This is a genomic window from Shewanella sp. 6_MG-2023, assembly GCF_030547195.1.
Classification (GTDB): Bacteria; Pseudomonadota; Gammaproteobacteria; order Enterobacterales; family Shewanellaceae; genus Shewanella.
The window spans coordinates 1-741 of record NZ_JAUOQU010000080.1 but is presented as its reverse complement, the minus strand read 5'-3'; the positions used below and the strand labels follow the sequence as shown (position 1 = coordinate 741).

The window sequence follows — 741 nt, the reverse complement described above, 5'->3', positions numbered from 1 at the left end:
TTGCATTAAACCGCTATAGCTTGCGCCTGCGCCTAAGTTGATAAATTCATCTTCAATATCAGCCATCCAATCTGCTGCGCCAAAGCTTTGGCTGCCTGCTTGATTGGAGTTAATCCATTGCTGTCCAGCAAACACGTAACCATCAACATGCTGATTAAAGGCGATGTTAAGGTTAGCGTCATAACCGTAATCTTCTGATTCAGTCAGGCCGATTTGGGTATCGTCATACTCGTCTTGGGCATAACGGGTGCTGATGTCCAGACTCATCCAGTTGATAGGGCTGTAGTTCACCTTTAATTCAACGGCGTTGCGGGTGCGGTCAGCTAGGTAGTACTTGCGCAGTAGGGCGTTATTTTCAGATGAGGTCAGCTCATTGGCTTCATAGTCAGAGCCACTGCGATTAGCGTGCTCGGCTTTAAGGTTAAAATTAACCTTGTCTAAGGCGCGGACATTGAATTTTAGCCATAGGTTGTCGTCATTTGTTTGCTCGCGGTCACTGAAGGTACGCTCCACTTCTTTGCGGTCGTATCCGGCTTGTAAGCGGTAGCCACTGGCGATGCGGTAACTGGCATTGACTTTATAGGTGTTACGTTCAATATCTTGCGGGGTATTTTGTCTAAAGGCCCCGGTTAAGCTATTGAAGTTGTATTGGGCAAACTCAGCGGTTGAGCTTTTATTATCACGCTTGCTGTAATCAACGCTGCCGCCTAAACGAAAACGGTTAGTGAGCATCGAGGTCAG

Annotated in this window: 1 protein-coding gene; it reads right to left on the bottom strand. The window is 47.2% G+C overall.

Features of this window, described 5'->3' with window-relative positions:
* Positions 1-741: MtrB/PioB family decaheme-associated outer membrane protein (locus Q4533_RS19625; RefSeq protein ID WP_303503925.1), on the bottom strand; the 741-nt coding region annotated here is incomplete at both ends.